This is a genomic window from Paracoccus sp. pheM1 (genome assembly GCF_018499825.1).
In the GTDB taxonomy this organism is placed as follows: Bacteria; Pseudomonadota; Alphaproteobacteria; order Rhodobacterales; family Rhodobacteraceae; genus Paracoccus; species Paracoccus versutus.
Genome location: NZ_JAGXCX010000001.1, coordinates 1,764,732 through 1,791,557 on the forward strand (window position 1 = coordinate 1,764,732; position 26,826 = coordinate 1,791,557).

Below are 26,826 nucleotides of genomic sequence, written 5' to 3' on the forward strand. Positions count from 1 at the left end.
AAAGGGCGGGCATGAAAGTGACGCATGACGAATCCACCTTTACGCTGACCGGCAAGATCTGGTCGGCCACCTATCCGCTGGAGGAGCTGCCGAAATGGCTGGCCTTCTATCGCGGCCGCAAGGCGCGCTTTCCCAAGGCCGGCAACAGCTACGACGCCACCATCGCCGCGCTGGAGCAGCTGGAGCGGCAGCTTGCCGCCAAAAGCTAGGCACCGCGGCGGTCGCGCCAGCGGCTATGGATGGTCTCGCAATGGGCCGTTTCGGAAAAGATGCAGTCCATCAGCGCCATGAAGGCGCTGCGCCAGGGCGACGGCGGCTGACGATAGACGCGCGAGCAAAGCGGCTCTGATTGCTGTCCCCCAAGTGTCCGGTTGATGCAGACGGACGCGCTCCACCAAGCGTTCATGAGAACCTCGCATACTCATCAAAACACCTTCGATCAGACGAATGTGACGCCCTGAAAACAACGGGACGCCCATCCAGTCATGAAGCGGCGCTGATGCGGCAAAGTCACGCTGGCTTTTTCGGCAGGAATCCGCCGAGGCGGCTGCCGGACCCGTGCGGGAAAGCAGGAAGTGGTCGGGGCGAGAGGATTCGAACCTCCGGCCTACGGTACCCAAAACCATACCGATTCGCTGATGCCATGGCGATTATCTGCAAACGGCATGTTGATTCGCCTTAATGGCATCAATGGGTTACGGGCGGTTTTCAAACCGCCGGACCCTCACTTTTTAGGCCTCAGCGGCGAAGCCCGCGGCGACCTGGAGGGTCCGGGCCATACTCTTCCTTCAACGGCAGATCGCCCGCAGCCTGCCTAGCTGCCTCAAGCGCATCCGCCATGCTCGGCACCAGTCCAGTACCGCCCGCGATGGTGAACACGCACCAATACCAGCGGTTATCTGGCGTGTGATGCGGGTAGATGCGGCCGACCATCTCGCCGTCGCGATAGACGGACCAGTGATCCTCGGAGCCCCTGTGGTGACTGTTCGGCCACGTCCGGCGGCGCGTCCATCTATGTTCCGTCATGGCGACTCCCTTCCGCTGCCATGAGAACAGAAAGTGAACGATGGAGTCCAGATGGCAGGTGATCACGCTGCGGCAGGGATCCGTCCCGCCTCGTTCGAGCCGAGGCGAGACGGTGAACTGTTGTGCCGTATCCGTTAGCTTGCAGGCTTCAACAACCTAAGTCGCAAAAATGAGCAACGGTTATTTCTTGGAGGGTTGCTTGGCCTCATTCACGGCGGTCACCGCAAGCGCAGTCAGTTTTGCGTTCGCAGCTTTTTCCTCGTCCAGGATGGATGTAAGCAACGTGTGCGCCTCGTCATGACCCAGAACCTTGGCCCATTCGCGCAACGTGCCGTAACGCGCGATCTCGTAGTGTTCGACCGCTTGGGCTGCTCCGATCAGCGCCACATCCAAAGCATGGCCCGAAGCCTCTTCAATCAGGCCATCGGTCTCCTTCAGCAGGCCGTCCATGGCGTCGCATTTTTCGCCTTTGGCTTCCTGCCCGATTGACTTGAAGACCGCCTCCAGGGTCTTGATATGCCCTTTGGTTTCTTTCAGATGAGCATCGACCGCCGCCTTCAGTTCGGCGTTGTTTACGGATTTCGAGACCTTGGGCAGGGACTTTGACAGGGCATTCTCAGCCCAGTAGATGTCCTGCAAGGTGTGCTCGAACGCGTCCTGCAACGTCTTCATGAAACAGTTCCTCCACTGATTTCACCGCTTCCACGCGGCACAGCGGGCAAACGTCCGGATGCACTGCTGGTTCCCGGGCCGACGCAAGGTCAAGCCGGCCCACACCTCTTCCAGTTCAGGCTCTATGCTCTACCCGATACTGCTTCGGCCCCGGTTCATCCGCTTCAACCGTCACCCAATTCGTCATAGCTCTTATTCCAATCTAAATTGGCCTTGTCGTTCGCGGCCTGCGCCTCTTCTTCATTCATTTCGTCAATGGCTTGCTTGAACTTTGCGTCAATCCGGTGTGGGGTATCGCTATCCAAACCATCAACCGCAGTTTGGAGCATCTCTTGCTCGGTCAGCATTTTCGGGTCATGGACCATATGAAGTCCTCCATGGCACCGCGCAGTGTCTCCGCGCGGATATCCTATATATGGGGATCATCTTGCGGATATACACCCACTCTTGTGGAAGAAGAGAGGATCACAACGGCTCGTCGGTGAGCGACCCTCAGGTCCGGCATCCGACGCAGTAAGCTGGACGGCGGCCGTTTGGCCTTCTAACGTGGGGACTTCAGGGAGCGGAGAATCGCCATGACCTTCATCATTCTTCACCTGAATGAACCGGGTCGGCAAGCAAGCAAGGTTGCCCTCGCCGTCGCGCATATTAGCTCGGTGCGGGAGGTTGCGGATGACGCCGGCACCGAAGTCAGGCTGTCAGATGGCAGCATCGTGAATGTGATCGAAACCTACAAAGCCATCATCAACGAGCTCGCGAGCCTGGGGGTTCGGTTCACCTCAAGCGGAAAACTAGGCCATCCGTAACGGCTCCGGCGCCGGCATGGAAAACTGACCGCCCCATCGCCTGAGCCGGGATCGGCGCGGCCGCGCAACGGCGGCGCCGACCGCGAGGCCGGCAACCAGAGACGCGGCCAGCGCGACCTCATAGGGCGAGCGCACTACTTCACCCCCCATCTCGCGAAGATCGCACCCGACAGGCCGGCGGCGGCGACAGCGGCGGCGATCACCGCCTCGACGTTGATGGTCAGCATGTGCGTGGCGGCGTCATAGCTGACGCCCCAGCCGCCCAGCAGGCCGGCCAGCATGGTGAGCAGCGGCGACAGGACATAGATCGCCATGCGGACGAAAACGGAACTCATGGATCAGTTCTCCTTGAGAAGGGCGGGCCAGGTCTTGGGCCCGATGATGCCGTCCTGCTTGAGGCCGGCGGATTTCTGGAAGGCGATGGTGGCGGCGCGGGTATTGGCGCCGAAGATGCCGTCCACGCCCTTGGTGTCGAAGCCAAGCGCGGTCAGGCGCTGCTGGGCGTGGCGCACCGCGTCCCCGCGGCTACCAAGGCCGATCTTCGGGCAGGCCGGCGCCAGCGTATCGGGGATGGCCTGCCAGCGCTTGAAGGCCGCCGCAAGCTTGGTGTGATAGTCATGGGTCGCATAGCCGGCGCCGTTGTAGCCGCGGGCGAAAGCGGTCCAATCGTGGCGGCGCAGCTCGTCATCCAACCCCTCGGAGATGATGAAGCTGATCATCGCCTCGAGGCCGGCTGCCTCGCTGTCGCAGAAGGCAGCGACCATATCGCCCGGCGTGGCGTAGTCGGCGGCGCGGTGGTTGAAGCCCATGATCTGGCCCAGGCCCCAGCTGGCCGACCGCAGCGCGGCATTGGCGTCGATCTTGATGGCCAGCGCCAGGCGCGGATAACTGTCATTGGGATAGGGTGCGCTGCCCCACCGCTGATAGGCGAGACCCGAGGCCTCGGCCGCGGTGCGCTTCTGGCCGGGCCCGAGTTCGCGCCAGAACACATGCGGCTCGAAAAGCATCTTCGGCCGGCCCTGGCTGTCGAAGCCTCCGCCGGAGGTCTCGACCTCGATCACGGCGCGGATCTCATCCTCGCCCGCGCCGATAATGCGGCCGACGCGGGCCACATCGATATCGGTGAGCCGCTGCGCGCGGCCCTTGAACCCTGCTGGATACATGGCTTCTCCATGGAAAAGCCCCGCGCGAGGCGGGGCGGTTTTGATCGCTCGGGAGTGAGCTGTCGGGTTTCTTTCGGGGCTTTACTAAGCGCTGCACGATTGTTGTCGCGCTCCCGATGTAATTCGGAGCGAGCCGCACCAGTTTTAAGTGTATCCTCCGGTATGGTCCGGCGGTGTTATGGAGGACCCAGTATATGGGTGCCGACCGAGAACGCACGAAACCGACCCGAGAACATCCGCCCCAGCAGCAGAGTGATGAGCTGGCGAAACGCCCCATCGGCGATGAAGAAGTCCGCGACCCGCGCGGCGAACCTGACAAACCCGAACAATCGTAACGCGGCCGTTGCGACGATTCGCGTTATTCAAGGGATGCAGAGCTTCCGGTAAATTCTCGCAACAAGGTCAGGCGACGTCATGCCTGTTCCGGTATGCGGCATTAAAAAGCCGGAAGGTGGACGGCGGATCTCGGTCCGCCGTCTCATCCATCAAACAGTGAGGTTCCGATGTTCAGCCCTATTGCGCTTACCGACGCTTTTAGCGGTATCACCGAAATATTCTCTCGGCCGCCGTGGAATCTGGAAGGCATCAAGCACCACAAGAACGGCGACCTGGTCAAACTGATCCACGACGATGGCACCATACGGCTCATACCCGTCAAGCCTTCGACCTTTGGTATAGACGAGCGGTTTCGCGGCTGGTAGCGGGGCGAAGGCGGTTGCTATAGGATCGCCTCGATTCGCACTTTTGAAACGCGCGAATCTCGGCTCCCGGCAGGTCCTGGCCGATGTGCTGGGAGCCGATCACTTTCCAAGCAACGCGCAGCCCTCGATGTGGTATGATGCTGAAGCCCGTCCGAGCATTCTCTCGGCGGACCGGGGACTCTGCCTCTTGTGTGCAACATCGGCAGAGGCCTTGGTGTTAGCGGGTTTATCTGATGGGTTGATACCAGCTCGCCTCTAGCGTCGTGGGTGTCGGCCTCCGTCTCACGCTTCTTCACCCGACGGGGGCCGATCCAGAGCATTTCGCGGGCTCTTTTTCGCCGATGCTTTTTTTTGTGATGCAGCCTTCGCGGAGGCTGGCGCTATATCTCTCCGAGACTGCCTTGGAGCTTGAACGATGAAGCTGACAACGAAACTGATCACCGCCTTGGTGATCGCCACGATGGGAGCCGCCCCGGTCGCGGCCGATCCGGGCCGCGGGAATGGCAAAGGTGCCTCTGGACGCCACCATCATGAACGGGGGGCCCGAGAGGTCCACCGCGTGCAAACCCGCTACGTGGCAGATTGTCCACCGGGTCTCGCCAAAAAGAACCCACCCTGCGTTCCACCGGGGCAGGTAGGCAAGCGCTTTGGTACGCGCGTGGGCGACACGCTCCGCATCGGAGACTATGTGCTCATCCGCGACTTTGACCGCTACGATTTGAAGCGGCGTAACGGCTGGAGCTACTACAGGGATGACGACCGCATCTATCGGATCGACAGCGGCACCCGGAAGATCCTCGCCGTCTTGAACCTGATCGACGCCTTCGCGAACTGAGAGAGGCCGGGCTTCAGGCAGTCTGGCGCCCGCCCGCGCCCCGCCGCAAAACGCCGCCATGAAAGCGACGCATGACGAAACCACCTTCACGCTGACCGGCGAGATCTGGTCCGCGACCTATCCCCTGGACGAGCTGCCGAAATGGCTGCGCTGGTATCGCAGCCGCAAGGCGCGGTTCCCGAAGGCCGGGAACAGCTACGACGCGACGATTGCCGCGCTGGAGGGGCTGGCGGGAGATGGGGATTGCGATTTCGGAATAGCGGGATAGGGTCTGCGCGCTTCGTTTTGGGATGATACGAAGCAAGCCCCGGCTGCAATGCAGCTGGCAGCCGGGGCTTTCTCACAACATCCGCAGCACCAACCAGGCGACAATCAGGGCCACGGCGAAAGCCCATGCCCGCGCTTCCTCGCGCAGCCAGGCCCGCAGCCAATCAGGCATCGGACTGCCCCCCGCCTGTGATGCGCCGGTAATTGGCATCGAGGATCGCCAGCGCAAGCTTGGCCAGCGACATCCCCGCGAGCCCCGCGGCGAACCCTGCCGCGCCGCCAACATCGCCGCTCATTTCGCCGAGCCACCGCTCCAATAGCGCCAGCATGACCGGGCTGGCGTAGCGGGCCATCAGGGCGCCGGCGATGACCGAAACGACCCCGTCGCGGATACGCCGCCGCTCCGACATCAGCCAGCGAACCAGCCCGCCGGCAGCGCCAGCCAGCGCGGCCCGCCCGGCCTCGCCCGCGATCCAGGCACCTATCATCGCCAGGAAGAAGAGGGCCTGCTGGACCAGGCCAGGTTCGTTGTCGGTCATATCGCCCTCAATACCCGGCCACGGTGACGCCGCGATCCACCCCGATCTTGGCCAACCCGCGCAGCAGCGCCTCGATGCCGCTGGCGCTATAGGCCGGCCCATAGAATCCCGCGCCCATCATGTCGGCCAGCGGCCCCTCGCTGTCCCGGTTCGGGCCGTTGACCGCACAGCCGAATAGGAACGTGCCGTTGCGCAGCGCCAGGTTGGTCACCCAGGTATCATAGATCTCGGTATTGCCCTGCTCGGCGTCCGAGATGGTGCGATAATCGGTCAGCGTTTGGAAACGGATCGCGCCGGCCGGGCCATCGACCGACATCGCAAAGGCGTTCCACTGCCCCTGGACCCCCAGCGTGGCCGCCATCTCCGTGAAGTTGGCCCCGCCCAGAGAGATCGCCGGACCGTAACGCATGAACTGGCCGGTTTTGCCGGTGTTCATGCTCGCACCGATGCCCCAGATGGCGTTGGCGCCCAGCATGTTGAGGTTGCCGGTGTTGTCGGCCGGCATGGCGTTGGCGCTGTCCGAGGTCATCAGGTGGATCAGGTTGTAGGGGTTGGGCAACCCATGCTTGGCGTGGGTGTAGACCAGCATCGCCACGGTAAACTGGCTGCGCTGCGCCGGGATGCGGCTGTCGATCAGCGTGCCGTTGACATTCGTGATCCGCATGCCGCCGCGCTGCGTGCCGAAATTGCGCATCTGCGGCGGCGCCCAGCCGGGCAGCACCCGACCGGGCATCGAACCGGGGACCAGGTTGGCGAAGTCGCCATCGTGCCAGGAGTTGACCTCGCCGTCCTCCAACAAGAACACGCCGAGGGCGCCGGCAGAAGGCAGCTCTGTTCCGGGAACGTATCGAATGTTCCGCGGAAGGCCGAACCGGATGAAACCGGCGCCCGGAAATACAATCTGTTGGCAGGTCACGCTGGGCCTCCTTATGCGAGCGGGTTGGTGATGAAGCTTCGGAGCGGCAGCCCCGGCATCTGGACGTGCGAATGCGCCAGGTCGTAGACGATGCTGTCCCCGCGGGGATTTGGCACGGCGCCGGCGGGATAGATCAGCCGGCATCCGGTCAGGTCCTGGGCGGCCGAGACGACCAGTTCGGCGCCATCGACGCGGACCCGCGTGACCGGCACTGGCGCCGACTGCGCATCGCCCCCGGCCGGGATGATCCACGGCGGCGACGGGTTGCTGGGCATGCGCAGGTCGGTGCCGCTGATCGTCAGCCGGACGCTGCGGCCACCGTCCTCCAGCGTGGCGCTGGTGACCTGCGGGCCGAGGCTGTTGCTTTGGCCTTGCCTAACATTGGCGATGGCGCGGCTATACCGCCACCCATGGGTGTAATGGCCCAAGAAACCATAGTGGATATCGCCGAGGGCACCGGGCAGGTCGTAAAGCTCGCAGGCGTAATGGACCCACGCGACGTCGCTGATCAGCCGCAAATAATTTTGACGGACTGCCGTGTAGCCCATGGCTTTGGCGCGCAGGCCGGCACTTTCTCCCCGCCCAAGCATGCCGACGTAAAACTGTGGATCTAATGCGCCGAGGTTGATCAGGAACGACCGCATTTCATTGAAAAGGGCCGTCAGATCGGTCCAGTGATCCGCCAGCGACAGCGCACCGCTGGTCATGGAGTCGGTATCACCCTCACCTTGGGCCCAGACCACGTCCTCTGGCACCGGCTGGCCGGCGGTGACCGCCTCGGATATGCGCGCTTTCCAGGTGGTCAATGCGGGACCATCCGTCTGGTCGACGCGATGCCACCAGTAGCTGCTGGATCCGGCGGGCTTCGACGCGCTGGAAATGGCCGTTTCGCCGGTGGCGCCATTGATGCAATGCGGCGTCCAGTAGACCGGCGACGGCATCCAGTCGGTGGGGCGCCACTGCACGTTTGCCAAGCCGTCAAGCAATCCTGCGACCACGCCTTGCCAGAATCCGCCCTGGATGTGGGACTGGCCACCGAACGCGATGGACCGGTTGCGGATCGGCGCGGTATTCGACGTCACCACCGACCCGATCACCACCTGGTATAGGTATTTCGGCCCGAGCCGGAATACGCGCACCACGGTATAGACGCCGGGCGTCCGCTCGATGGTGTTGTGCGCCACGCCGCCGAAACCTGCGCGCGAGTAGATATAGGCGCCATCATGGTTCAGCTCGATGTTGACCTCGCCATTGGGCGGCAGCCAGCCCACGTCGACCCCGGCCCCGGCCTCGCCCGACGAATAAGCTGCGCCGCGGAACGGCACGCCGATATAGACCTCGCGCGCGGTCGTGAACGGCTCCAGCCGGGTCTGATCGTCGTCGTTCAGCACCGGCATCTCGTTGGCCGCGCGCTTGGCGGTAAAGCCCTCGACGTCGACGCCGGATGAAGAAGACGAGCCCTCGCCTCCGGCCCAAAGCCCAAGACCAACGCCGTCTCTGGTTATGGCCGCGCAAGGATATCCCTCCTCGTCCTCAATGGACATCAGGTAGAGAGCGCTTTCGCCACTTATGATCGGCGCATTCAGCCCCACCGATATGGGCGTCGAAACTTCCGTGACGCCGCGCGGTTCGTTGAATGCGATCCACTGCCCCCCATCGTCTCCAACCAGCGCGGCGGTATAGTCAGGATGACCGGGGGTCCCGAACGGGATCACCCCTACCGACCTGTCATCCGCGCGCCGGGCGATGCCGTCGGTGGTTATGATCGCCTCCTGCTTGGCCTCCAGATCCTCCTCCAGGCCGTCGACGGTGGTGATCGCTTGCGTGCCGGTATGGTTGGCTCGCTCGCGCGATGCGGTATCGCCCGCCTCGCGGGCCGCGGTTTCAGCAACCAACGCGGATTGGTTGGCCTTGGCGCCAACCTCGGTGGTCAGATCCGCCACTTCATCCGCAATGGCGGCGACATCGCCCGCAGATGCGCCGGAACCGGGAACGGTGCCGCCCACGAACAGCAGCAGCCTGGACTTGTCGAGGATGCTCATGGCGTCACCTCCCTGTCGATGTTGATGGTGCCGGATTGCGTGCGGCTGACACGGGCGCCGCTGGTTACTTTCACGTCAACCCAATGCGCTCCGAGCGGCAGCTGCGCGCTGAGGCCGGCGGACATCGAGATTTCCAGCATGCCCTTGACCGCATCGCTGACATGGACGGTGAGCGGCCGCGTGATGCCATCCGGGCCGCGCATGGCGGCCGAGACCGTCATGCCGGTCAGGTCCACCGGCCGGCCGAATTCATCGATCCACTGGCCGCCGATGTTGATCGTGTCGCCCCGTTTCCAGGTCGCCTCCGATCTGGCATCCCGCGGGATCTCGACCGCGACCAGGTCCATCAGCGTGAACGGTCCTGCCGCGCCGGTCGGAACCACATCGGGCAGCATGGTGGTCACCAGCCGGTTTTCGGCCTCCGACCAATGCTCGACCGCCACGGTGTAGGGCACGCCGCCGGCGCGTCCGACCAGCTCGACATCGATCATGCCGGCGCCGCTGATCGGCGCCACCACCGCGCCGCCGGAAATCGTGGTCGCGCCGACGATCCCGCCGTTCTTCGGCCGAAAGATCACCCGGCCATGCGCCGGGATCGTCCCGTCCGGCAACCGGACGGGGCCAGCGATCTGTGTCGCCATGTCTGCCCTCTTCAGATGATGGTGATCGTGACCGGGCCGCTGCGCGAGCCGGCAATGCCCGAGCCGTTCAGCGGCTCGATCCAGTAGCTGTGATCGCCGACGCCTGGCGCCGGATCGCTCCATTCGTCGGCCAGGTTCGGCGCGCCGTATTCGGTGCCGACATGCACCGCGTCGTCAAACGACGTGCTGTTCGTCGCGCGCCAGATCCGCGCGGCGGCATAGACCGGGTCGTTCGGCGGGATGAAGGCCAGGCCAACGGATGAGCCCGCCGCCGCCCCGGTGAAATGCTGCATCGCCGCCGGCGGCACGCTGTTGGCCACGGCGCGCAGGACCAGCGGCGCCTCGGGCACCCATGCGCTGACCCGGTTGCCGCCCGTGCGGTTGCGGATCTGCGCCTCGTAATCCTGCCCGTCGACCAGGGCGGACAGCACCTGCGTCGATTGCCCGGCGCCGACATCGATCATCTGCCAGTCGGCGATGCCGGCGCCGGGCGAGCGGAACCGCAGCTGCTGACGCAGATCCTCGGGCTGGGCCGGCCAGACATATTCGATCATGGCCACGCCGCCCGTTCCCTCGATCACCGAGCCGGAGAGCGAGCCCGGCGCCGTCACGATCCGATCCTCGGAAATCGTCGCCCGCAGCGTCCTGGGCGGCTCCAGCGCCAGCGCGTCGGGATCGAAATCCCCCGGCTCGACCGAGGCCGCCTCGATGGAAAAGGTATGCGTCCCCGCAACGCGGGTCAGCATCGCCACCTCGACCACGCAATCGAGCCCGGTCTCCGCATGCTGGATGCGCAGGAACCGTTCGCCGATGCAGTCGTAGCCGATCACCTTCAGTGTGCCGCTGACCTGCCATTCCGGCTGCGCCGCCTTCGCCCAACGCCAGATGATGCGCCAGGCTTGGTTGTGGCTGTCGACGCCGTTGCATTCCTCTTCCGACCGATCCCCGAGCGGGTTCAGGATGACCGCGCCGCTGACCTCGCCGCTCCAGTCGCGGGCGGGCTCGACATAGCGCAGCGCATAGCTGCCGACCTCGTCCGGGCCCGTGGCCTTGTGCCGGATCGACAGCGACAGGAAATCCTCGTCGGTCAGGGTCAACGTGGGGGCGGAATAGGCCCCGACCTTGAAGCCGAGCTTCCCGTCCGGCCGCTCGTAGAACCAGGCATCGCAGCACATCATCAGATGCGCCCGCACCTGCTCCCAGGTCATGTCGCTGCGCAGCACCGTATTGATGGTCCAGCGCCGCTGGGTGCCGCCGTCCCGGTTTGTCACCAGTTGGTCGGATATATCCGCCTCGGCCGCCACCTCGTCCCAGTCCACCTCCTTGCCGAACCAGGTCGCGACATCGGCGATGACCAGCGCCGCATTGTTCGACCAGCTGCGGCTGTCTGTGCGCGGATCATAGACCGTGTCGCAGCCGTCCCAGACCGGGGCATAGGCCCATTCGCGACCACCGGGATAAATGTTCTGGAACTCCTCCATCGACGGCCGCGCCGCCGAGAGCGCCGCATAGGACAGGCCGGCGAAATCGTCGGATTCCGATACCTCGGGGAAGGTCGCCCGCCAGACCGGATCGGCCCCCTGGCCGGAATGGCCGGTATAGGTGCGGATCGATCCGTGATAGTCCGTCGACTTCGCCGGTGGGTTGCGCCACAGCACCGGATCGGTCAGCACCCAGCCGTTGACATCGGTTTCGACCGGCCATTTGTCCAGATAGTGCTGCACCGGCCCCAGCGTCGAATGCGCGGCGATGATCACGCCGTAATGCCGCTTGCGCCGGTTGTCCGAGCCGAGCGGCGTCGTCATCGAGGCACTGGAATAGGCCGCCAGCGCATAAGGGCCGCCCTTGCGCACCCGGCCATAGACGCGGTCCTGCCAGGACACGTCCTGGGCGTAGTTCGCCATGATCTCGGGCGGCGATGGCATCTGCGGCTTGGGCGCGAGGCTCTGGGCCAGCGCCGACATGCCGATGGACACCACGACGCGCGACAGGAACGACCCGCCAACCAGCCATGCGCCGGCATTCATGCCAACCGCGAAAGCGCCGCTGATCCCGGCCCCGGCCGCGGCGCCCGTGGTCAGGCCGACCCAGACGCCCTGGATGAACGGGATCACTGGACCCGCCTCGGCCGGGGTGCTGAGGCAGGACGTCGACAGCAGCGCGGCCAGCGCCAGGCTACGGAGCCTCATAGCCAACCTCCCATGCGGCGGCGATCTTGAGCGGCACGACCGCGTTGACGGCGCCGGACTGGTCCTTCAGCGCCCATGTGCGGCCGAGGCAAAGCGCCATATGCGGCCGCGCCACCCCACGTTCGGTCAGCAGCAGGATCACCCCGATATCGCCGGCGCGGGGCTGGCCGGTGCGCGCGAGGCCGGCGCGGTCGAGACAGGGGCCGACGGCGCCGACCGGATCGGTGAAGAACCGGGTCACGCGCTGGCACTCGGCCGCGCTTTCGTAGGTCAGGCGGACATCGGCGGCCGGATCGACGCCGCGCATGCGCAAGATCCAGTCCGCGCAGAGCGTCACGCAATCGTTCTCGCCCCACTGGTAGGTGACCCTCTGCCAGCGGTTCAGTTCTGCATAAAGCGGTGACATCAGCCGAAAAGCTTCTCTTCCTGGAACGTGTCGGTCGGCATGAAGCGCAGCGAGCTGTTCGGCGCCCCGATGAGCCGCGCGTGATCCGCCACGGTGTATTGCAGACCGGGCGCGGTGTTGCGCCCGGTGAACGGCCCCTCGAAGGTCAGTGTGATCCGGCGCTCCAGCCCGCCCGACAGGTCGAACTCGATGTGACCGCCCCGCCGGGTGAGCCAGCGCACCGGCGCATGGACCGGCGCGTGGAACTCGGCCATCGAGCCGATGGGCTGGAGCCAGAAGACGATCTCTCGGCCCCTGACGTAATCGGTCCCGAGCGCCCGCACCTGCGCCACCAGGTCGCCGTCATCGGGATCGGGAATGAAGGTCAGCGACAGCGATCCCGCCGGCGCCTCGCCCTGGATCGAGAGCCGCAATTCCGAACTGTCGATCAGCTGGCTGCCGATCCATTCGCGGTCGGCCACGTCCACGAACCGGCCATCGGCGCCCAGCAGGAAGCGGAAAACGCCGTCGGCGGTCTCGATGGAAACCATGTCCATCAATCCCACGGCATCGGCGCGCGGGTTGAAGCCGACGGGAAAGATGCTCATCCGGTTTCGCTCCATGGCACAACAGGGCGCCGGATCACCCCGGGCCCATACAAGATTGACGATTTCAGGCTTCAGATGGCGGCGGGCGCCGAGGCCATGCGCAATTGCTGCATTGGCCCCCGGCCGGCCGCCTCCGGTGCGACAACCACAAGATCAAGGCAAACCTCGACGTCGGTCACCCCGTCCGCGAGTATCTGGACCGTCAGCTCATATATGCCAGGCGTGCCGAAGATGGTCTGATACTCGACCGGCAGCCGGGTGAAATCCCGGACGAGATAGGCATAGCCAGCTCTGACCGAGCGCGAGATCCAGATACGCCGCGCTTCGCCAGGGTCGAGGTCCACCGCAAGGTGATCCTCCGGCCGACGAAAGTCCCAGGGCAGGATGATCGGTTCGGCTATGCTGATGTCGCTGCCGAATTCCTTGGTCCGGATCGCCAGAATTTTCGCCCGACAGTTCCTGGCTTTGTCTTTCCCGATATTGCGCACCAGCAAAGTCGTCACCGATGCAGGCACTGCGGTGAAAACCTGCTGCCTTGATCCGTCCGCTCCCTCAACCGTCCGCGTCGGCGCCTGATACGACGATTGCGCCAGTTCCACCCTGAACCGAGGCTGAAGACGATGCTCCAGCGCCTTGCGCTGCTGCTGTTCTTCCCGATGCATCGCATAGGGGTAGAACATGAACCGCCCCAGGGTGACCAGAAGCAGCAACCCCATGGTCACGTAATAAGGCCACTCACCCATGACAGCATCCTGCCACTGCGCCGGAACCGGCAAGAAACGAACCAGCCCCAAGGCGAAGCCGGCAGCCGTGAATATCGCCATCAGCAAGCCAACCACGCCGCTGAAGGCCCGGCGCAGGCAAGTCAGATAGAATCGGGCGATATCTGCGATCATCCGGCGAGCCTATGGCGAACCGGCTTGAAACCGGAAGACTTCGAATGCTCATCGGTTGATCCACTCCATGAGTTCGAGCTGCGGCCGCGCTACGCGGTCCAGGTCGTAAGCCGGAAAGCCCATCGCATCCGAGGCGCCGACAAACAGGCCGCGGGCCATCAGGTCGATGGACGCACCGGGCGGTATCGCCCTGCGCAACATCTTCACCTGCAAGGTCGTCGCCGCGCCGCTGCCGGACCTGCCGACCACGGCGAAAGGCCAGTCATTGTGGCTGAGGTAACAGCCGACCGGGATCGGCCGCGGCGCAGCGCGCTCATCGACCACGACGCTCGAGGCGCCGGCCGCCGCGCCGGCAGGACACACCACCTGCGGGCGGGGCTCGACCCACATGCCCGCCTGGTAAGCCCGCCACTGGCGGCTCCAGTCGTCGCCATCACCAAGATCGAACACGGCAGGATCGACCATGCGCATGCGGTAGGCGTTCACCCGGCCTTCCGCACGCAGGATCAACGCCCGCCAGCAGCCGATCATCTCGGGGGGAAAGACCAAGGACGGCGAGCCGACGAAGCGCGGCAAGCGGTTGTAGACCACCTGTTCCGAGCCGTCCGTGCCCTCGGCCGGGGGCTGGCCCCGCCAGTCCGGGCGCCAATCCACGTTCAGCGCCCGGTTGAAGATCAGCGGCACGTCGATGATGTCGCGGTTCACCTGGTGCCCCTCGCCTGCATGTCGCGCAGCTGGCCCGGCATGGCCTGACGCGCCATCTGCGCCGTGCGCATGTCGCCCGCCGTCGAAATCTGCGCCACCCGCGTGTCGAAATAGGGGCTGGGGATGATTTCGACCGAGGTGCGCTCGACCTGCGCTGCCCCGTCCGCTATGCGCATGGACACGTCATGCGGAATGATCCGCGTGCCGGATGGCAGATCCACGATCTCCCCGCCGCGCTCGTTGATCCGGGTCAGGCCGCCGCGCCAATCGTTGGTGCCGTTGGCGTTGGCGCCGATCTTCGGCAGGAGGCCGCCGAACCACTTGCCCATGCCGGTGCCGCCCCAAAGGCTCATGAAGGCGCTGTCCGCCCACATCTTCGCCAACTGCTGAAGGACCGAGCGCAGCGCATCCTTGAAGGACGATGTGCCGGACACCAGATCGCCGAAGGTCGTTTTCAGGCTGTCGCGCCAGCTGTCGGTCGATTCCTTCAGCTGCTTCAGCCCCTCGTTGGTCCGGGTAAGCGCGGCGATCTCCTTGCCGCTCTGGCTGGTGGCCGCCACCTTGGCCTCGCGCAGGTTTTCCCAAACCGTGGCCTCGGTATCCGACATCCACAGCGTGGCTTTCAGCTTTTCGCTTTCCTCGCGCAGGCGCTTCAGCACCTCCTGCAGGGGCGTGAGCTTGGCCGCCGCCTTCGACCCGGACTTGCCGGCCTTGTCGGTGGCCGCCGCGAGCCCGCCACCCGCACCGCCGGCACCATCGCCCAGGCTGTTCGCTGCATCCTCGGCAGACTTGGCGATCAAACCGTTGATCCGGGCGACCGATTGCAACGGGGCGCTGACCTGAGACCAGACCTCCTTTAATTCACCAGCAGCAGCGTCGGCGGCATCTCTTGCATCTGACGATGCCTTACTAAGCCCCGTGATCGCGTCCTGAAATGGTTCCGCCTCGCTGAGCGTCGTTCCGAACAGTTTATTGAACCCGCTGGCGATCCGGGAAAGGAACCACGAGAAGTTCGCCAGCATGTCATGCAGACCGGCAAAGAATATCTTCTTCATGGATTCCACCCCGGCCTTGATGGCTGCTGGCACCATGTCGAACGCCACACCGATCCGGTCGAATACCTCGGCGGCGACGTTCTTCAGTTCGGCAAATGCGCCCGACACGCCCCCTGTCGCCTTGATCAGGGCTGCCAACCCGGTGACGGCCCGATAGATCAGCCCCACCGGCGAATTTGCGATCATCAACCGGAACGCGTCGGAAAGCCCGGTGGCCTCATCGACGGCCCGCGCCGCGGATTTCGTGAGATTCCACAACCCCGATGCAACCGATGAAACGATGGTCACCAGCGACGACAGGAAGTTGACGAGGATCCTGACGGCACCCGCGATCCCGTCGAACACCACTCGCAGTCCGCTTCCTTTCGTCATCAGGGAGACGAAGGCCGTGGCGATGGATTCCACCATGGGAGCAAAAGCGGCGCCGAGGGTGTTGCGCACTCCGCGCATCACGATCCCCACCTCGCTGAGGCTCTTCTTCATCGACGCGAGCGCACGAACGGTTTCGTTGCTCATGACGCCGCCAAGCGCTTTCGCGCGTGCGGCATATTCCTGCATCGCCTTGCCGCCGTTCTTCAGCAGCGGCAGCAGCGCGGTGCTGTCGGACGCGATGGCCTCCATGTAGAAGGTGAAATCCTGCTGGTTGACGTTTGCTTTCTCCAGGCTGTCGACATAAAGCTGGAGAGCCTGCGGACCCGACAGCTTGCGGAACTGATCCGCCGTGACGCCGACCTTGGGAGCGATCACCTCGAAGAAATCCTTCATCGGCCCGCCTCCGGTCGAGATGAAGTCACCGACCCGGTCGTTCATGTCCTTCAGAATGTCGGCCAGCTTGTCCTGCTCGACGCCGACGGTACGCGCCCCGGCCGCCCAGGCCTGAAACTCCTCGGGCATGGCGTTGGAAAGCCGCGAGAGGTTCTGGATCTCCCCGGCGGCATTGATCGCGGAAATCGACAGCCCGGCCAGCGCCGTCGCCGCCAGCGCCGCGCCCTTGCCCAGGGCAGCGGCGGCATTGGTGCCGATCGACGCCAGCGCGCCCTGCAAGGACTGGACGCCCGGCACGCTCCCGAGCGCGCCAAGCCTCTTGTTCACATCCGCAGAGAACCGGGCCAGGCCGGCTTTCGCTTGCTTCATCCCTTCCTGAAGGGCAGCTTTATCCAGTGACAGGCCGACCCGAAGGCGGCCAACCGTCGCAGAACTGGTCATTTGTCGTCTCCAGGCAGGAGGATATCCATGAGGGCGATTGCAGCCATCGCATTTTCACTGATGGCGTTTCAGGCGGCAGCACAGGACGCGCTGCCGCCTATTGCAGAGGTCACCAATACGATCTCCGGGAAAGAGGTATTGGTTGAGGGGAAAATTGGGAAAATGATGGGTAGCTGGGGAATAAGGACTGGACACGGCACCTATCGCGCTGAGCTTGCCGTTGATCGGGACACCTTGGCAAAAATCCAAAATTGCAGCCTCGACGGCTTCCGGGAACCGAAGGACTGCAACATCAAAGCCAACGCAGAGATTGTCGTTAAGGGATCAGATATCTCCCTTATTCTCTATGAAATCATCCTCCAGCCCGAGCCCGCCACTGATCCATCGTGATGGCGGGCAACCGGGCCTTGGCACCGTCCAGATACATCCGCAGATCCTGCTTTGGCTTTGGGCCGCGCCGCAGCATCTCCGAAAGCTTCGGCAGCTTCTTGACGCGTTGCAGCGCGGCTGAAGCCCAAGCCGCCGTCAGGATCACATCCTCATGCCGCTCGATCCGGGCCCGGGCGGCATCCATCTCGAACAGCAGGAGGCGGGGCGTGATCATCCAGAACCGCTCGGGGCACTGCCCCAGCGAGAGCCACGCCTCGTAGAGCCGGGCAAGGTTCAGCGCCTCGCCTTGCCCTTTCCCGCCTTGCCCGCACCCTTCTGTTCGGGGAACGCCGCCGTCAGCAGCTTACCGGGCAGAGCCATATCCGCAGCCAGGAGCATCTCCGCCACGTCGCCCGGCGCATCGGGGTGATGACGCTCCAGCGCCACGTCGACGATGCGCAGCAGGACGCTGAAATCCGGCAACTCGCCCTCTTCCTGCCCCAGGTTCTGGATCGGGTCGAGATTGGCGCCGTATTGCTCCTGGAGCTTGGCGACGCCCCGCAGGCCGAGGGCCAGGCAATACTCTTCGTCACCAAGCTTCGCGATCACCTCGCCGGTGAAGCTCGCCATGATCAACCCCCGCTCACGATCTGGGCCGAGAGCCGGAACGTGGCCTCGGCGGTCATCTTGTCATCGATCGGCGCCGTCCGGGCATATCCCTTCAGAAACGCCGCAAACGACTCCGGTTCCGTCGCGCCGGCCAGGGTGATTTCCAGAATGACCTCCTCGCCAGACGCCTTGATCGATTGCAGCAGCACGTCGGTCGCCGATTCCGGGATGTAGTTCATCGGAATGGTGATCTCGCCGCTGTCGATCAGGCCCGCGATATACTGCCGGCGGCGGCCGGGAGATTTCATATGCGTGACCTCGACCTCATCGACCTGCTCATCGGGCAGGGCAAGGTCGCCGATCAGTTCGATTTCAGTAAAGGTCGGGGTCGCGCCCCGCCCGATGCGCACCGTCGCGCCATAACCAAGCATACCGTCCGGCATGGTGTTTCACTCCAGGTCTGGATTTCAGGGAAGGGTTGCGACCGGCCGCCAGGATCGCAGCCGGAAGCTCATGACAAGGGTGCCGACATTGCGTTCCGCCATGGTGTTGGTCACGACGCTGGTGTCTTCCAGCGCGCAGGCCCGGTCGAGCCTGCGCAGCGTCGCCATCACGATCGCTTCGATGACCTCGCTGTCATCGTCCAGATCGTCCTCGACATCGTCGCCGCCGAGCCGCCGGACGGCGACCTGCAACAGCGTCCCTCGCGCAGTGGTGGTCTGGGTGTCGCGTTCGCAGCGCTCCTGCGGCGTCAGAACGCCGATGACGGGGAGGCTGGCCGCATCGATCGAGCCCGTCCAGACCTTCGGTGCGGTGAAGCCCGCAAAGCGGGCATTGGCGGTCAGCGCCGCAAGAACGCTCGCGCGGTATGCGGATCGATAATGCGGCATGTCAGGCACTCAGCTGGAGTTCGCAGATCAGGAAGGCATCGGCGGCAGGCGAGCCGGAATGATAGACCGTCATCACCTTGTAGCTGCGCCCGTCGGGAACCAGGATCAGGTCGCCGCGCCGGGTCTCGGGCGCCAGGTCGCGGCGAACGCGCCAGCTCGGCGCGTCGATGCGGACGATCTGGCCATCCGCCCCCTCGACCTCGATCGGCGCCTCGCGAAAGAGCGACTGGATGTCGCGTTCCGCACCGTCCTGCGGGATGAACCGGACCTGATCGCCTAACACGCCGGAAAGCAGCCTGGTCATCCCGAGGAACAGGCGGGCCATCAGGTTTCGGCCGCAGCGGGGGCAGAACCGTTCAGGCGGACCTTGCCGGTGCCGGACGGGTTGGCCGCCGCCTCGATCGCCACGCCGATGAAGATCGCGCCGGCGGCGGGGCTGACGGTGCAAAGGCCGCTGGCCGGGGTGACGTAGACCGCCGCACCGACGGTCCAAGCCTGCGCCGACACCTTTCGCAGTTCATAGCATCCGACCAGATGGACCTCGACCGGATCGCCCAGGGCCGCATCGTGACCGGCCACGCCGGCCAGCACGCCTGCAACCACGATATCGCCGGAATTGACCGCCGCCGGCGCCGGGATGGAAACCGAAGTTCCCTTTTGCAGATAGTTTTTCATGTTCCGCTCCGGAATTTCAGTGTGATGAACGACAAGAGCCGCCTCGCGGGCGGCTCTTTGTCAGGATGATCTCATCGGCGCCGGTCAGCCGGGGTTCTTCCAGCCGCCGCGGAAGTCGGCGGCGCCGAAGCCGAAGTCGTGTTCCACCGTCATCGAGAAGCCCTGCGTGCCGAAGGGCTCTTCGGTGCGGACACGGGGCGCTTCCTGCCCTTCCAGGAAGCCGTAGACCCAGCACGGCGCGCGCTCGGACAGCAGATACCAGGCGCCGTCCTCGATTTCCGTGGTCACCACCGGCTTCAGCTTGCCCGAGAACGGGTTGACCGCTTCCGTCGCGGTGGGCGTGATCTGCGCCACGAACATTTCGGCCGCCGTTTCGTTTTCCGGCCCCACCAGCAGGATGGACGGCGACAGGTTCAGCTTGAGCCCGTCGATCGATTCCTGCACGCGCATGGCGGCCCGGCCGGCCGAGACCGTATCGGCCTCGATCTCACCGCCCGCAGGGGCGAGGTTGTTGCGGGACGCATGGAACAGCGGGTTGCCGTCCGACAGCACCGCCGTCAGCGCCCCCGAATAGAAGGTGCGCTCCTCGAAATGCGCCACCGTCTCGCCGTAGCTCGACAGCAGATCGTTGATCGCCCCCAGATCGTCGTTGATCATCATCTGACGGCTGATGGTCAGACCGCGCGCATAGGGAACGATCACGGCGGTCTCACCGCTTTCCCCGAAGGTGCCCCATTTGATCTCGCCCGTCTCGCCGACCGGCAGCAGCATCGGGAAATCACCCGCCCGCACCAGCGGCATGGGCCGGAAGTCGCGGAAATTCTTCTTCTTCGAGATGCTGCGATAGGTCGGCTGGAACTCGCTGTAGCGTTCCAACAGCACCTTGTTCAGCGCATTCTGGAAGATCGCCGGGAAATCCGAGGTCGAATGCGATGCATCCATGAACACGGTGACCTTGTCGCCGGCCGAGCGGATCTTGCCCCGGTGCCCGATGGCGGCCGCGGCCATCTCGACCAGCGACATATCCATGTAGGGACGGGCCGCCGGCGTCGAGGGATCGCGGCCGGTAATCTGGGCATGCAGCGCCGACGCCATCGCCGTGCGACGCGTCGAGCGCTCGTCCCGGATGATGGAGCTGCGCGGCGCACCGGGCCGGGCCATGGTGGCGCCCCTGGCATGTTTCATCTTGTACTCCTTGGTGGCCTGCCTGATGGTCAGCCCGCGCTTGATCCAGTCCATGGCGATATCCGCGCCGATCTTCCGCGAAGCCGCAAAGTTGAGGATCGCCGTGGCGTGAGCGTTGGGTTCGTCCTCTTCCTCGGCTTCGGGATCATCATCCTCCGCGGCCTCGGGGTCTTCGTCCCCTTCAGCTTCCGGATCATCCTCCTGTTCGAGTTCAGGATCGTCATCTTCGTTCAGTTCTGGATCGTCCTGTTCCAGGCGCTCCTCTTCCTGATCGTCCATCTGTGCGCGCCCCTGCGCCTTTTTACCCTTCGGCATCGCTTTCCCTTTCTGCTTGGGTTGAGACGGCGCGGCCATCATCGCCGCGATCATCGATACGTTGGCCTGCCTCGCCAGCCCGTCACCGATCTGCCGCAGGCTTTCAGGAGCCTTCGGATAGAGTCGGTAGTCGAAGAGCGCCGCGGCGGCCGCGTCGGTGCCCTCATCGGTTTCCGTGGCAAAACCCGCTTCGACAGCGCCGGGGCCGTCGAAATAGGTTTCCGCCTTCATGATGTCGCGCGCCTCCTCGACCGAGATGCCGGCGCGTGCGGCGTAGATGCCGGCATAGGCATTCGCGAGAACCGAGAGCGATTTCGCCGCGTGCAGGTGATCGTCCTCGGTTCCACGCCCCTGCGTCCACCAGTTGGCCGGATCGTGGACCATCATGATCGAGCCCAGGGGCATGACGATCTTGTCTCCAGCCATGGCGATCAGCGAGGCGGCCGAGGCGGCGATACCCTCGATGATGACCGTGACATCGCCGTCGTAGTTCTTCAGCGAGGTATAGATCGCCTGTCCCTCGGTCGCGATGCCGCCGCCGGAGTTGATACGGACGGTCAGCGGCCCCGACATGCCCGCGATCATCTCGCGAACCGTCTTGGCCGTGAAGCAATCCTCTTCCCAGAAGGAATTGCCGACCGTCCCGGTCAGGAAGATTTCATTCATCGTTGTGGTCCTTGTCGGTAAAGGTCGGGTTTTTCCTCGACACGTCCGCACGCGGATCGCTGTCGAAGGGCAGGCCCAGTTCGTCGGCCTCCTCCTTGTCCTGCAGTTGCTCCTGCAACAGCCGCTCGGGATCGACGCCAAGCTGGCGAACGACGCCCTGACGCGACTGGAACCCGGAGCGCACCGCCTCGCGCAGCGCCCCGAACTCCCGGGCCGGATCGACCAGGATGCGATGCGGCGGCACCCAACTGAGCCTGACGGTGCGGCGATCCTCCCAGATCAGCCTCTGGAACATCTCGTCATCCTCGGCCTCGGCCCAGGCCTCGACGAACCAGCGGCCGAAGGGATGAAGGAACATCGGCACCATCATCAGCCATTGCCAGCGGGAGATGTTGCGATCCATCTCCAGCCGACCGATGCGGGCGGAACTGAAGTTCACCCCACTGAGATCGCCGGTCAGCGCCTCATAGGTGATGCCGACGCCCATGGCCGCCGACCGAAGCACGCTCTTCTGGAAATCGCCGAAATCGCCGACTTCCGGCGGGTCGGAAAATTCCATATCCTCGTCTTCGGCGATCTCCATGATCACGCCGGGCTGGAGCGTCCCGCCGAGCTCGTCTCTCGGCTTCCGATCCGCACCCATCCGGTGAAAGGCGGCAAAGCATGCGGCGATCTTCTGGCGCATCAGATGCGCATCTTCCGAATCGTCGATGTTCAGCAGCTTTTCCGCGATGGGCGTGTACCAGCTGACGCCCCTGGTCGCCCCCGGCCGGTCGAAGGCCCGGAAAACATGGATGATGTCTTCCGCCGGCACCCGCTCCGAGATGTAGGGCGATGTCCCGGGGCGCCACTCGCCGCCGGGATGCTGCGTGAAGAGCCAATAAGCGACCCGGTCTCCGGTGTCCTTGTCGTACTCGATGCCCTCGCGGATCTCGTTGCCCTCGATCGAACGGCCGAAACGGCTGTCGTCGATATAATCCGGCTCCAGCACCTCGATCTGGAGAGGCAGCGCCAGCCCGGCATTTGCCGGGCGGTGCCTGCGGATCAGAACCTCGCCGGCATCGACGATGGTATTCATCGCCGCAGTTTGCAGCCCGTAGAAATTCAGCAAGCCATTGCGATCGATATCGGTGGTGTCGAGGTGATCCTCGATCAGGTCGAGGCCGCGCGCGCGGATCCTCTTCTGGACCTCATCGGCCAGCCCCTTCGAGGGCTGGATCTTCGGAATGATGCCGTCGCCGACCACGTTGCCGGTGATGACCTGCTGCACGCGCGCCGAGAACGGCGTGTTGCGGATCATGTCCCGCGCATAGAACGCAATCATGCGCCGGTTGCGGCCGGCAAGGTCGGCATCCGACCCGCTGGGACGAATCCCGTCGTTGCGATAGCCGAGCCTCGCGGCACGGTAATGCATGGCGATGGTGCGGGCCTTCTCGCGCTGCGCCGCCCGGCGCGGCGACAGCGCCATGATGACGCGATCGAGAATGTTCATGTCACCCCCGGGAGAAGGTCGGCAGATGCAACCCGCCGCGCCGCGACAGGCCGGCATCCAGTTCCGCCTCGATGACGGCGGCAAGCTTCAGCATCTCATCGAGGCTGCGGAAGGTGACCTTCTCGCCCGCCACCTCAAGCGAGGTGACCCCCTTGGCGATGTTCGCCTTGAGCGCGGCAAGGTCCGCTGCGGTATAGGCCATCAGAGCCACCTTCCTCGTTTCTGGATCCAGCCACCGCGACCAGGCGCCACGGCGGCCGCATGGACAGGCCGCCGCGCCGCCGGCGCGGCCGGCGCCGGCGATGTCGCCGCATCGTCGGTTTCGTCTTTCTCGCCGGCAGGCGCCTCATTCTCTGCATCCACCGCGACCAGGATCAGGTGCGGGTTCTTTTCACCCCACGACGCCCAGTCGACGGGATCGGACCAATCGATCCGCTCGCCGCCCTTGATGATATGCATCGCCCGCGCCTGGACGAGATGGTCCAGGCTTTCGTTGCGCACCATGCCGGGCCGCTTGGCCCAACCGTCATCCTGCCGGCGCTCGGCGGTGAACTCGGTCAGGTGATCATCGCCCATCCATTCCGGGATCAGGCAGGCGTTGATATGCCCCGCATCCGCCCGCAGCGATGCCATGACGGCATCCTTCAGCCGATCCGTGGCCATGAACAGGATACTGATATCCTTGGCCACCCGGCGGCGCTTGGCCTTCTGGCTGGCGCTTTCCGGCGCCTTCAGCCAGACCCTGTCGGGCTTTTTCAACCCGCCCTCGCCCCGGGTCAGATACCACCGATGGCCCTGCCCGGCACGGCGGCGACTGCGATAGAACCGATAGGCGTTGTCGGTCGTGGCGCCGCCACCATGCATGTCGATGCCGATGGAAAGCGCCGTCATCCGGGCGCCGCTTCCTGCAACCGGCCAGCTGCGATCCGCCAGAGGTTCGAGAACCACCCAATCCTCGGCGATTTCGAACGGCTTCACCGTCCTTTCGTCGTCGCCCGGGGGCTGGAACAGGTCGAACCTGTCGATCGGCATATGCTGGCCGTTCTCGCCCCAGGCCGTCGCCCCGACGACGAACCGGGTTCCCTGAACGTCGACGGACACCGTGATGTAGCGGGCCCAGGCCGGGGCGACGCCTTTCGGCAGGTCCATGCCGCGGGCCTTTTCGCGCAATCCCTGCACGGTCACCTCCAGTTCGGATATTGCCGAGCGCGGGAAATACGGCTGCGCAAGGCCGGTGTTCATCACCGTCTTGAGCTTTTCCTCATCGCCCGTGGCCTCGAATGTCTGGACCGCCTGCCGGTATTGCGTCACCAACTCGCGCCAGGACGCAAAGGCCGCTGCGGCGCCGTCGAGCCAATAGCTCAGCATGTCCGTCTTTCGAACCAGCCCGCTTTCCATCGGCACCAGGGCCGGCAATCCGTCCGGGCCCGGCACGCTGCTTTCGTGCAGCCACCGGCCGGCGCTGTTCAGTTCGCGCTTCAACTCGTGGCCGAATCCCTGGCGGCAATGCGGGCAGATCATCTGCGCCGCCTCGCCGGCCTCCATGGGGTCCGCGCTTTCGGGATAGCGCAAGCGCCGGAACGACGGCTCGAACTCCTCGCCGCAGATCGGGCACGGCCAATACCACCGCCCGCGCGTTCCATGCGGATAGAGCGACAGCACGCCGTATTCCACCGGCGGGCAATCGTGCGGCGTGACCGGCTTCCACGCTTCGTCCTTCAACGGCGCGCCCGGGCTGCTTTCGACAACCACCATGCCGCGCGAAAGATAGGTCCGCGCCCGGGCCCGCATCAGCGAATAGGCATCGCCCTCGCCGTCGATGCTTTCCGGGAAGTGGTCGTAGTCGGTCCCCAGGACGAGACGGATGGTCGCCGAACTGAGCTTGGTGATCGTCGGCCAGTCCAGGGTCAACTGCGTGCCGCCCGTGAACAGCTTGTGATAGATATTGTCGGACCCCCTGCCCTGCGCCTGTCGGGCACGAAGCTCCGGGCTGTTGCGCACCATCGGCGCGATCTTGTTGCGCTCGAACTCGGCCGCCGCCTCGCGCGTCATCTGGAACAGCGCCACCCGCCCCGGATCGGCGCAGATCGTATAGGCGATGGCGGATTGCAGCATCTGCGTCTTGCCCGACTGGGACGGGCCGCAGAATGCCATGCCGCGATAGGCGCGCGACGCGATCATGTCGGTCGGCTCGACCATGTACGGTGTCACGTCGCGGCGGAACGGCTGCCACTGCCCGGAGACGTTGACCCGCATGTACTTTTCCGCCGCTTCGGTGACCGAGATCTTCTCGGCCGGCCGCCAGGCGGGAATCGCGAATTTCAGGGCGACGCGCGGGTCGGCATAGGGCGGCAACGGTTCGAAGCTGTCGAGCGTCCGCATCCCTTGCGCACCTTCTTCAGATCAGGAGCCGCGCCCCCGGTTCAACGTCCGGCAGGTCGCGGCCCTGCAATTCTTCCTCATCGATCCTGTCCGCGATGGCGCTCAGGATGTCGGCGCCGATGCGGCCCACCGCCGCCACTTCCGGCGGCGCCAGGTCCAGTTCCCGCTCCAGGCGGTCGGGCATCGATTCGATGCCGTCGCGAACAATCTTGCCGACGCTTTCCAGCAACTCGATCACATCGGTCAGCGGCACCAGCTGGCCGCGCCGGCGCTGCGCCTCGGACCAGCGCATGTCCGCCTCGGCCAGTTCGCGGCGCTCTTTCGCGCTGAGTTGCGCGGCCGGGTTGTTGACATCGACGCCCAGGAACTCCGCCCGCAGCAGGTTGATCTGGTTCTCGTTGTGCCGCGATCTGGTTTCGGCCTCGGCCTCGCGCGCATGGCGCCAGGCCCAGCAATGCGACAGGCGCAACACATAAGCCCGGCCGTTGCCGCCGACCTGCGCCACCGGCATCCCGTCGCGGATCCATTTCGAAACCGTGTTGACGGTGGTCGAGAGCGCCTGGGCGATCTCTTCCTGGTTCATATCCGCGTCCAGCACGCCCTCCGGCAGCGGGAAGCGGCGGAGCTTTTCGGCAAGATCGTCGTCGACCTCGACGTCGAGGAGCTTTGGCGCATCATCCGGCGCCGGCGCGTCAGACCCCAACAACAACCCCATCTCCCTGATTTCACTGGCTTAAAAAAATTTGCGAGCATCGGGGCGCGAATGACCCCCGACAGATCGTTTTCGAGGAAGGACCCGACCGAATTTCAGTCGGCCGAGGCCCGCCGCTCGACCATCTTCGCGAAGGTCCGGCGCAGGTGTCCCGGCAGCCGGTCCCGAAAGACCTCCTCGGCCCCGTCGAAGAACCCGAGCCGCTTGTCATAGGTCGGCATGTACCGGGTGAAATGCAGCACCTTGGCAATCGACCCGTCGGGGTTGCGCTTCCAGATGCCCGGAGAAAGCTTCGATCCCTCGCGCGGAACGAAGAACCCGGCCCGGCGCTTGTTGCGCTTCCGCGAGACCTTCGTGGTGTTCGAGGTCGTATCGCGCTGCGCCTGCACCGCCGAAAGCGCCTGGTTGCGCTCGCCGGTCGACCAGTTGCCATGCGCATCGAGCTTGGCCCCGCCGGCAGGAACCGCCGCAGCGATGATGCCCGTATATGCCAACCGCGCATCCAGCAGACCTTCCAGACCAGTCTGGCCGCGCTGACCGCCGAACTCCTGCACCTTCAGGTAATGGCGCTTTCCGACCGTGGGCCGTTCGATCACTTCGGCCTCAAGATTGCTGGGCCGCGCGCCCCTGATCGTGAAGGCGTTCTTCGTGAACCGGGTCGGTCGGTCAAAGACTTCGCCCATCCGGTCCTGCACATGCTTCAGCACATCGGCGGCGGTGTCGTTCAGCGCCCAGGTCGTGGCAACGTTGATATCGCGATCCGCCAACCGGGACAGGTTGGCCTGCAACTCCCGATCATCGACGCTGATCTTGAGCATCACGGCACCCCGGAAATGAGAAGCGCCCGCAAGGATTTCTCCTCCGGGCGCACCTGTGGTC

At 64.7% G+C, this 26,826-nt stretch carries 33 protein-coding genes; 6 read left to right on the forward strand and 27 right to left on the reverse strand.

What is annotated here, in order from left to right:
* The first annotated feature begins 11 nt into the window (after positions 1–11).
* A complete protein-coding gene (locus tag KF941_RS08940) occupies positions 12–209 on the forward strand; it encodes a hypothetical protein (RefSeq protein ID WP_036751852.1) in 198 nt (65 codons plus the stop codon).
* Between the two features lie 529 nt (positions 210–738).
* Here KF941_RS08940 and KF941_RS08945 read toward each other — a convergent pair.
* The 3 genes from KF941_RS08945 to KF941_RS08955 form a co-directional block, all read right to left on the reverse strand.
* Positions 739–1,026, reverse strand: coding sequence for a hypothetical protein (locus KF941_RS08945; protein WP_214273133.1), 288 nt, complete (start codon positions 1,024–1,026; stop codon positions 739–741).
* A 180-nt stretch (positions 1,027–1,206) separates the two neighbouring features.
* Complete coding sequence (locus KF941_RS08950; protein WP_147428941.1) at positions 1,207–1,698, reverse strand: ferritin-like domain-containing protein; 492 nt, start codon at positions 1,696–1,698, stop codon at positions 1,207–1,209.
* 164 nt (positions 1,699–1,862) lie between these two features.
* Positions 1,863–2,063: a hypothetical protein gene (locus tag KF941_RS08955; protein ID WP_072464390.1), complete on the reverse strand. Its 201-nt coding sequence runs from the start codon at positions 2,061–2,063 to the stop codon at positions 1,863–1,865.
* Between the two features lie 210 nt (positions 2,064–2,273).
* On the opposite strand from KF941_RS08955, the gene KF941_RS08960 reads away from it, so the two are divergent.
* Positions 2,274–2,504 carry a hypothetical protein gene (locus KF941_RS08960; protein WP_072464391.1) on the forward strand — a complete coding sequence of 77 codons (231 nt, stop codon included), beginning with the start codon at positions 2,274–2,276 and terminating at the stop codon, positions 2,502–2,504.
* A 134-nt stretch (positions 2,505–2,638) separates the two neighbouring features.
* Here KF941_RS08960 and KF941_RS08965 read toward each other — a convergent pair whose 3' ends face one another.
* Both KF941_RS08965 and KF941_RS08970 read right to left on the reverse strand, forming a co-directional pair.
* Positions 2,639–2,839, reverse strand: a complete 201-nt coding sequence (locus KF941_RS08965; RefSeq protein WP_072464392.1) for a hypothetical protein — start codon at positions 2,837–2,839, stop codon at positions 2,639–2,641.
* Between the two features lie 3 nt (positions 2,840–2,842).
* A complete protein-coding gene (locus KF941_RS08970) occupies positions 2,843–3,667 on the reverse strand; it encodes an N-acetylmuramidase domain-containing protein (protein WP_072464393.1) in 825 nt (274 codons plus the stop codon).
* 503 nt (positions 3,668–4,170) lie between these two features.
* Here KF941_RS08970 and KF941_RS08975 point away from each other — a divergent pair.
* The 3 genes from KF941_RS08975 to KF941_RS08985 all read left to right on the forward strand — a co-directional run bounded on the left by KF941_RS08975 (position 4,171) and on the right by KF941_RS08985 (position 5,471).
* Positions 4,171–4,368, forward strand: a complete 198-nt coding sequence (locus KF941_RS08975; RefSeq protein WP_072464394.1) for a hypothetical protein — start codon at positions 4,171–4,173, stop codon at positions 4,366–4,368.
* Positions 4,369–4,783: 415 nt separating this feature from the next.
* Positions 4,784–5,203: a hypothetical protein gene (locus KF941_RS08980; RefSeq protein ID WP_072464395.1), complete on the forward strand. Its 420-nt coding sequence runs from the start codon at positions 4,784–4,786 to the stop codon at positions 5,201–5,203.
* Between the two features lie 58 nt (positions 5,204–5,261).
* The gene (locus KF941_RS08985) at positions 5,262–5,471 is read left to right on the forward strand and encodes a hypothetical protein (protein ID WP_214273134.1); all 210 of its coding nucleotides are present in this window, start codon (positions 5,262–5,264) and stop codon (positions 5,469–5,471) included.
* A 163-nt stretch (positions 5,472–5,634) separates the two neighbouring features.
* Here the strand turns inward: KF941_RS08985 and KF941_RS08990 are convergent, their stop codons facing one another.
* The 10 genes from KF941_RS08990 to KF941_RS09035 all read right to left on the reverse strand — a co-directional run bounded on the left by KF941_RS08990 (position 5,635) and on the right by KF941_RS09035 (position 16,652).
* The gene (locus KF941_RS08990) at positions 5,635–6,009 is read right to left on the reverse strand and encodes a hypothetical protein (protein ID WP_214273135.1); all 375 of its coding nucleotides are present in this window, start codon (positions 6,007–6,009) and stop codon (positions 5,635–5,637) included.
* A gap of 7 nt (positions 6,010–6,016) precedes the next feature.
* Positions 6,017–6,814: a hypothetical protein gene (locus tag KF941_RS08995; protein ID WP_214273136.1), complete on the reverse strand. Its 798-nt coding sequence runs from the start codon at positions 6,812–6,814 to the stop codon at positions 6,017–6,019.
* A gap of 122 nt (positions 6,815–6,936) precedes the next feature.
* The gene (locus KF941_RS09000; protein ID WP_214273137.1) at positions 6,937–8,967 is read right to left on the reverse strand and encodes a hypothetical protein; all 2,031 of its coding nucleotides are present in this window, start codon (positions 8,965–8,967) and stop codon (positions 6,937–6,939) included.
* Entirely contained in the window at positions 8,964–9,608 is a 645-nt protein-coding gene (locus tag KF941_RS09005; RefSeq protein WP_214273138.1) for a hypothetical protein, read from the reverse strand. The genes KF941_RS09000 and KF941_RS09005 overlap by 4 nt, the downstream gene beginning before the upstream one ends.
* A gap of 11 nt (positions 9,609–9,619) precedes the next feature.
* Positions 9,620–11,797 carry a hypothetical protein gene (locus KF941_RS09010; protein ID WP_214273139.1) on the reverse strand — a complete coding sequence of 726 codons (2,178 nt, stop codon included), beginning with the start codon at positions 11,795–11,797 and terminating at the stop codon, positions 9,620–9,622.
* Complete coding sequence (locus KF941_RS09015; RefSeq protein ID WP_214273140.1) at positions 11,784–12,203, reverse strand: hypothetical protein; 420 nt, start codon at positions 12,201–12,203, stop codon at positions 11,784–11,786. Before KF941_RS09015 ends, KF941_RS09010 begins: the two co-directional genes overlap by 14 nt.
* A complete protein-coding gene (locus KF941_RS09020; protein ID WP_214273141.1) occupies positions 12,203–12,790 on the reverse strand; it encodes a hypothetical protein in 588 nt (195 codons plus the stop codon). The genes KF941_RS09015 and KF941_RS09020 overlap by 1 nt, the downstream gene beginning before the upstream one ends.
* 71 nt (positions 12,791–12,861) lie before the next feature.
* A complete protein-coding gene (locus KF941_RS09025) occupies positions 12,862–13,686 on the reverse strand; it encodes a hypothetical protein (protein ID WP_214273142.1) in 825 nt (274 codons plus the stop codon).
* Positions 13,687–13,734: 48 nt separating this feature from the next.
* The gene (locus tag KF941_RS09030) at positions 13,735–14,391 is read right to left on the reverse strand and encodes a hypothetical protein (RefSeq protein WP_214273143.1); all 657 of its coding nucleotides are present in this window, start codon (positions 14,389–14,391) and stop codon (positions 13,735–13,737) included.
* Positions 14,388–16,652 (reverse strand): hypothetical protein, encoded by a 2,265-nt coding sequence (locus KF941_RS09035; RefSeq protein WP_214273144.1) that lies wholly within the window; start codon positions 16,650–16,652, stop codon positions 14,388–14,390. The genes KF941_RS09030 and KF941_RS09035 overlap by 4 nt, the downstream gene beginning before the upstream one ends.
* 27 nt (positions 16,653–16,679) lie before the next feature.
* Here KF941_RS09035 and KF941_RS09040 point away from each other — a divergent pair, with 27 nt between their 5' ends.
* Entirely contained in the window at positions 16,680–17,042 is a 363-nt protein-coding gene (locus KF941_RS09040; RefSeq protein ID WP_214273145.1) for a hypothetical protein, read from the forward strand.
* Here the strand turns inward: KF941_RS09040 and KF941_RS09045 are convergent.
* The 12 genes from KF941_RS09045 to KF941_RS09100 all read right to left on the reverse strand — a co-directional run bounded on the left by KF941_RS09045 (position 17,005) and on the right by KF941_RS09100 (position 26,765).
* Positions 17,005–17,256 carry a hypothetical protein gene (locus KF941_RS09045; RefSeq protein ID WP_214273146.1) on the reverse strand — a complete coding sequence of 84 codons (252 nt, stop codon included), beginning with the start codon at positions 17,254–17,256 and terminating at the stop codon, positions 17,005–17,007. The two genes, KF941_RS09040 and KF941_RS09045, sit on opposite strands and share 38 nt — an antisense overlap.
* Positions 17,257–17,315: 59 nt before the next feature.
* Positions 17,316–17,651 (reverse strand): hypothetical protein, encoded by a 336-nt coding sequence (locus tag KF941_RS09050; RefSeq protein WP_214273147.1) that lies wholly within the window; start codon positions 17,649–17,651, stop codon positions 17,316–17,318.
* A 2-nt stretch (positions 17,652–17,653) separates the two neighbouring features.
* Positions 17,654–18,073 (reverse strand): phage tail tube protein, encoded by a 420-nt coding sequence (locus KF941_RS09055; RefSeq protein ID WP_214273148.1) that lies wholly within the window; start codon positions 18,071–18,073, stop codon positions 17,654–17,656.
* A 24-nt stretch (positions 18,074–18,097) separates the two neighbouring features.
* Positions 18,098–18,520 (reverse strand): hypothetical protein, encoded by a 423-nt coding sequence (locus KF941_RS09060; protein ID WP_214273149.1) that lies wholly within the window; start codon positions 18,518–18,520, stop codon positions 18,098–18,100.
* Between the two features lies 1 nt (position 18,521).
* Positions 18,522–18,845, reverse strand: coding sequence for a hypothetical protein (locus KF941_RS09065; protein ID WP_230999185.1), 324 nt, complete (start codon positions 18,843–18,845; stop codon positions 18,522–18,524).
* Complete coding sequence (locus KF941_RS09070; RefSeq protein ID WP_214273150.1) at positions 18,845–19,195, reverse strand: DUF2190 family protein; 351 nt, start codon at positions 19,193–19,195, stop codon at positions 18,845–18,847. The genes KF941_RS09065 and KF941_RS09070 overlap by 1 nt, the downstream gene beginning before the upstream one ends.
* An 84-nt stretch (positions 19,196–19,279) precedes the next feature.
* Complete coding sequence (locus KF941_RS09075; RefSeq protein ID WP_214273151.1) at positions 19,280–21,361, reverse strand: head maturation protease, ClpP-related; 2,082 nt, start codon at positions 21,359–21,361, stop codon at positions 19,280–19,282.
* Complete coding sequence (locus KF941_RS09080; RefSeq protein ID WP_240540270.1) at positions 21,354–22,910, reverse strand: phage portal protein; 1,557 nt, start codon at positions 22,908–22,910, stop codon at positions 21,354–21,356. The genes KF941_RS09075 and KF941_RS09080 overlap by 8 nt, the downstream gene beginning before the upstream one ends.
* Positions 22,855–23,055: a hypothetical protein gene (locus KF941_RS09085; RefSeq protein WP_072462889.1), complete on the reverse strand. Its 201-nt coding sequence runs from the start codon at positions 23,053–23,055 to the stop codon at positions 22,855–22,857. The genes KF941_RS09080 and KF941_RS09085 overlap by 56 nt, the downstream gene beginning before the upstream one ends.
* Positions 23,055–25,235 (reverse strand): terminase gpA endonuclease subunit, encoded by a 2,181-nt coding sequence (locus tag KF941_RS09090; RefSeq protein WP_214273152.1) that lies wholly within the window; start codon positions 25,233–25,235, stop codon positions 23,055–23,057. The genes KF941_RS09085 and KF941_RS09090 overlap by 1 nt, the downstream gene beginning before the upstream one ends.
* 16 nt (positions 25,236–25,251) lie before the next feature.
* Positions 25,252–25,941, reverse strand: a complete 690-nt coding sequence (locus tag KF941_RS09095; protein ID WP_233901948.1) for a terminase small subunit — start codon at positions 25,939–25,941, stop codon at positions 25,252–25,254.
* A gap of 101 nt (positions 25,942–26,042) precedes the next feature.
* Positions 26,043–26,765, reverse strand: a complete 723-nt coding sequence (locus KF941_RS09100; RefSeq protein WP_214273153.1) for a hypothetical protein — start codon at positions 26,763–26,765, stop codon at positions 26,043–26,045.
* Positions 26,766–26,826: the final 61 nt, after the last annotated feature.